This window comes from Humibacter sp., assembly GCF_051954055.1.
Classification (GTDB): Bacteria; Actinomycetota; Actinomycetes; order Actinomycetales; family Microbacteriaceae; genus Humibacter.
On sequence record NZ_JBQCIE010000009.1, the window covers coordinates 1 to 5,020 of the forward strand.

The 5,020-nt window shown below is 68.4% G+C and carries 5 protein-coding genes; 2 read left to right on the forward strand and 3 right to left on the reverse strand.

Annotated features, from left to right (window positions below; translation table 11 throughout):
• The 3 genes from ACTHNC_RS00530 to ACTHNC_RS00540 form a co-directional block, all read right to left on the reverse strand.
• Positions 1 to 292, reverse strand: a 292-nt coding sequence (locus ACTHNC_RS00530; protein WP_440292631.1) for a hypothetical protein, incomplete at its 3' end; no start/stop codon positions are given.
• A 271-nt stretch (positions 293 to 563) separates the two neighbouring features.
• Positions 564 to 1,967, reverse strand: coding sequence for an aspartate aminotransferase family protein (locus ACTHNC_RS00535; RefSeq protein WP_440292632.1), 1,404 nt, complete (start codon positions 1,965 to 1,967; stop codon positions 564 to 566).
• A gap of 79 nt (positions 1,968 to 2,046) precedes the next feature.
• Positions 2,047 to 3,243, reverse strand: a complete 1,197-nt coding sequence (locus ACTHNC_RS00540) for an FAD-dependent monooxygenase (protein ID WP_440292633.1) — start codon at positions 3,241 to 3,243, stop codon at positions 2,047 to 2,049.
• Positions 3,244 to 3,326: 83 nt separating this feature from the next.
• Here ACTHNC_RS00540 and ACTHNC_RS00545 point away from each other — a divergent pair, with 83 nt between their 5' ends.
• Entirely contained in the window at positions 3,327 to 3,959 is a 633-nt protein-coding gene (locus tag ACTHNC_RS00545; RefSeq protein ID WP_440292634.1) for a TetR/AcrR family transcriptional regulator, read from the forward strand.
• 65 nt (positions 3,960 to 4,024) lie between these two features.
• The coding region (locus ACTHNC_RS00550; RefSeq protein ID WP_440292635.1) for a dipeptide epimerase at positions 4,025 to 5,020 on the forward strand (996 nt) is incomplete at its 3' end.

Consider the following 5,020-nt stretch of genomic DNA (forward strand, 5'->3'; position numbering starts at 1 on the left):
TGCCGAACGCGCTGACATGCAGCGGCAGTTCCTCCCCGATCGCCGGATCGCCGGACTCCGTGAGCACCAGCGGAAGGGGGCCACCCCAGGCAGAGACCGCTGTGTCTTTGCAGTAGAAGTGGTTCTCGTGCATCCGTGGCAAGTACTCGCGAGCGCGCATCACGCGCGAGCGTCGCTGGAGTTCGTACGGATCGATCTCCTCGTCGTCACCGACGAGCGGCTCGCTTCCCAGCGAGCGAACGCGATGGAAAGGTCGCTCGAGGTCGCCGCGGCGGAGACGTTCGGGCGACATGCCGAGTCGCTTCGCGTCCGCAACGCTGAATCGCGTCTCCAACTCCGGCGGTAGAGGTCGTACAGGTCTCATCGTCACAACGTGGCATGCGACGGGCGGCGCCGATCGGCTCTCCACAGAAGTGATCGCTTTCCACAGCTCGCCACCTGGCCGCTGGTGGTCTGCATGCGTCCAGTCCGAACGCCGTCCGAGCACCACTCAGGTCGCAGTTTCTGTCGGAATTCGACGCGTGAAGCGACAGAAACTGCGACCTGAACGATGAGAGGGAGGCCTACAGCCGCGCGGAGGCCTCCGTCAGCACGCTGCGCAGGATGTCGCGGATCTGCGCGAACTCGTTCGGACCGATCGTGAGCGGTGGCGACAGCTGGATGACCGGGTCTCCACGGTCATCCGCCCGGCAGTACAGCCCGGCGTCGAACAGAGCCTTCGACAGGAATCCGCGCAGCAGCCGCTCCGACTCCTCGTCGTTGAACGTCTCCTTGGTCGCCTTGTCTTTGACGAGTTCGATGCCGAAGAAGTAGCCGGCGCCGCGCACGTCGCCGACGATCGGCACGTCGAGCAGGGTCTCCAGCTCTGCGCGGAACAGTGGCGAGTTCTCGCGCACGTGCTCGTTGAGCTTCTCCTCCTCGAAGATGTCGAGGTTCTCCAGTGCCACCGCTGCGGAGACCGGATGCCCGCCGAACGTGTATCCGTGCGGGAAGGATGCCTCGCCGTGCTTGAACGGCTCGTACACCTTGTCGCTGACGATGCAGGCGCCGATCGGCGAGTATCCGCTCGTCATGGCCTTGGCGCACGTGATCATGTCGGGCACATAGCCGTACTCGTCGCACGCGAACCACTGCCCGATGCGGCCGAACGCGCAGATCACCTCGTCGCTGACCAGCAGCACGTCGTACTCGTCGCAGATCTCGCGCACGCGCTGGAAGTACCCGGGCGGCGGCGGGAAGCATCCGCCCGCGTTCTGAACCGGCTCGAGGAACACCGCCGCGACCGTGTCCGGCCCCTCGAACTCGATCATCTCGGCGATGCGATCGGCCGCCCACTGGCCGAACGCCTCGAGGTCGTCCCCGTGCTCGGGCGCGCGGTAGAAGTTCGTGTTCGGCACCCGGAACCCGCCCGGGGTAAGCGGCTCGAACATCGCCTTCATCTCGGGGATGCCGGTCAGCGCCAGCGCGCCCTGGGTCGTGCCGTGGTAGGCGATCGACCGCGAGATCACCTTGTGCTTCGTGGGCTTGCCGCGCAGCTTCCAGTAGTACTTCGCCAGCTTGAACGCGGTCTCGACTGCTTCGCCGCCGCCGGTCGTGAAGAACACGCGGCCCAGGTCGCCGGGTGCGTAACCGGCGAGGCGGTCGGCGAGCTCGATGGCCGACGGATGCGCGTACGACCAGATCGGGAAGAACGCGAGCTGCTCCGCTTGCTGGGCTGCGACATCCGCGAGTCGTTTGCGTCCGTGACCGGCGTTGACGGTGAACAGTCCGGCCAGGCCGTCGATGTACTCCTTGCCCTGGATGTCCCACACCCGGTGGCCCTCGCCGCGCACGATGATCGGCACGCCGTGGCCGTCTTCCATGACCGACTGCCGGGCGAAGTGCATCCACAGGTGGTCGCGGGCCTTCGCCTGCAGGCTCGCCTCGTCGTGCTCGGCTGTCGTCGTCAGAGTCTCGGTGCTCGTCATCCTGTCCTGCCTTTCCGTACCGCGCCGTGAATCCGCGCTGTCGAATGGCGAGAGGCGGCGATGCGTCATCCCATTCTGTTCATGACCGGTGCCACGACGCACTCCGGGCGGACGAATCGGCCGATTCGCGCCGTTTTTGCGACGGGTGCCGCAGAGCGGCGTACGCCTGGATGCCGCGCAACGCGAGGTTGCGCGCCGCGAGGCCCGGCGCCGTCGTCGGCACCAGCATCGACGCGCTACGGCGCACGAGATTCTGTTTCGGCATAACGATCAGGCGGTGACGCCGCTCGTACTCGGTGAACGCGGACGCGGGATCGTCTGGGTGCGACGCGACGGCATCCGCGAGCGTGCTCGCCCCCACGATGGCCGACGACGACCCGTCGCCGAACAGTGAGACCGACGAAGCGGCGTCCCCGAGGAGGGCGACGCGGCCGGTGTGCCAGGCATCCATTCGGATCCGGGTCACGGTGTCGAAGTACACGTCGGGGGCGGCGACGAAGCGGTCGAGGAACTCCGGCACGCGCCAGCCGAGGCCGGTGTAGGCATCCGTGACGATCGATCGCGCCGTGTCGGCCCCGCGTGAATCGAAGGCGGCGGCGAGGGGACTGTGGAAGATGAAGGCCCCGATCGGCACCCCGGTCGACGGATGCAAGGTGAACGAGAGACCCGGAACGTTCAGCATGGTCAGTTCGGCCGGATCTGCCTGCACATCGGGCGCGGCGACCGTGGCAACGAACATGCCGATGCGGTCCGCGAACCGCTCCTCCGACCCGAACGCGAGCGATCGCACCCGGGAGTGCTGCCCGTCCGCACCGATCACGATGTCGTACCGGCCCGACGTACCCGACTCGAAGGCGACCTCGACGCCGTGGGCATCCTCGTGGAGCTCGGCGATCGCCTCGTCGAAGACCACCTGCGCTCGACCCTTCGCGGCACGCACCAGGATGTCCGCGATCACAGCGCGCGGAACCTCCACTCCGTCGGTGCCGGCGACGACCGCCGAAGCGGGAACGGACGCCACACGCCGTCCGGCCCTGTTCACGGCCACCATGCGACTCACGCTCGTGGCGCCGTCGCGGAGCTCGTCGGCGACGCCCATGCGCTCCGTGACGCGCAGCGCCTCGTCGTGCACATCGACCGGGTTGCCGCTCGATCGCTGCCCGGTCGCCTTCTCGACAACGGTTACGTCGATCCCACACTCGGCGAGGTGCCACGCGAGCGCACCGCCGCCGATCCCCGCACCGGAGATCAGTGCCGTTCCGATCTTTCCGCCCATGGGCTTCCTCTCGTGCATTCTTTTTGCATTCGATGCTACTTCGCATTCACTGCAAGATAGCATCGACTGCTAGAATGTCAACTGTGACGACGACCGAACCGGTGACGCTTCGAGACCGCAAGCGCGCTCAGACGAGGGAACGCATCATCGCCGCCGGCGTACGGCTCTTCGCCACGAAGGGCTACGACGAGACCACGGTCGCCGACATCGCGGCCGCCGTGGACATCGGCACGCGCACCTTCTTCGGCTACTTCGAGAGCAAGGACGCCCTGCTGTTCGGAGCCGGCGACGACCGAATCGAGATCGCCGTGCAGACGATCGCCGACGCATCCGATGACGATGATCCCGCGCGGGTCCTCCTACGTGGTCTGGATGCCGCCGCCGCGGCGAGCGCCGCCGACTTCGTGAGCGAGCCTGCGATTCTGCGGCTCAAGCTCGTCGAGTCTGTTCCCGCGGTGCGCGCACGCGCCGCGGCGGAGCAGTTGACCGCCATCCGGGCGATCGGCGAGGCGCTGCACAGCAGGTTCCCGCGTCTCGGTGAAACACAGGCAGCGGGGCTGGCCGGAGCGTTCGTGGGTGCCAGTTCGGCAGCGGTGCAATCGGTGCTGCTCGACACGAAGCCGAGAAGCGCAGCCGAGCGGGCACGGAGCATCCGTGCGGCGGTGGCGGCGGGGCTGGGCGTCACCGATTCGGGCCGATCGGGGCGGCCGCGCTGACTCTGAGGGCAGCTCGATTGGTAGAGCGCGCCCGATCACCCGATCTCCGCCGTATCGTGTCACGGGTGACCACCATCGCCGGCCTGCGGTTGCACCGCGCCACCGTCCCGCTGGTCCGCCCCTTCGTCACGGCCGTGCGCACCGCGACCGAGATCGAGGCGCTGCTCGTCGAGGTCGTCGACAGCGACGGGCGCAGCGGATGGGGCGAGGCGCCCACGAGCTGGCGCGTCACGGGCGAGAGCCCGGCGAGCGTGACGGCAGCGGTCGAGGGTCCGCTGCGCGACGCGGTGCTCGGGATACCCGTCGACGGAACGATGGAGGCCGCCGCCGAGGCGAGTCTCGCCTTGGATCGCGCGGTCGTGCACAACTCGGCGGCCCGCATGGCGGTGGACTGTGCGATCTACGATCTGGCGGCGCAGGCGGCGGGACACCCGTTGCACGTGCTGCTCGGGGCATCCGGGGCGACCGTTCGCAGCGACATGACGCTCTCCGCCGTCGCGAGCGACGACGGCATACCCGGCCTGGTCGAGACGGCCGTGCGGCATCGCGATGCCGGCTTCCGCACGCTCAAGCTCAAGGTCGGCGCCGGCAGCGACGATGTGGCGGCGATGCGGGCAGTGCGGGATGCCGTGGGCCACAAGGTCACGCTGCGCGCAGACGCGAACCAGGGCTGGGCGCCCGAGCACGCGGTCGATGTGATCCGGGGGTGGGAGGATGCCGGACTCGCCGTCGAGCTCGTCGAACAGCCGGTGCACCGCGACGATCTCGAGGGGCTCGCGTTCGTGACCGCGCACGTCGACACGCCCGTGCTCGCCGATGAGAGCGTGTGGACCACGCGCGACGCTCGCGAGGTCATCGCCCGGCGAGCCGCCGACATGGTGAACATCAAGCTGGCGAAGACCGGGGGCATCCGGGAGGCACTGGCCGTGCTCGACCTCGTGGAGCGAGCGGGGATGTCGGCGATCGTCGGCTGCATGATGGAGAGCCACGTCGGCATCGCGGCCGCGAGCGCCGTCGCTGCCGTGATCGACGGACGGTCCGGGTCAGCGACCGCGCACGAC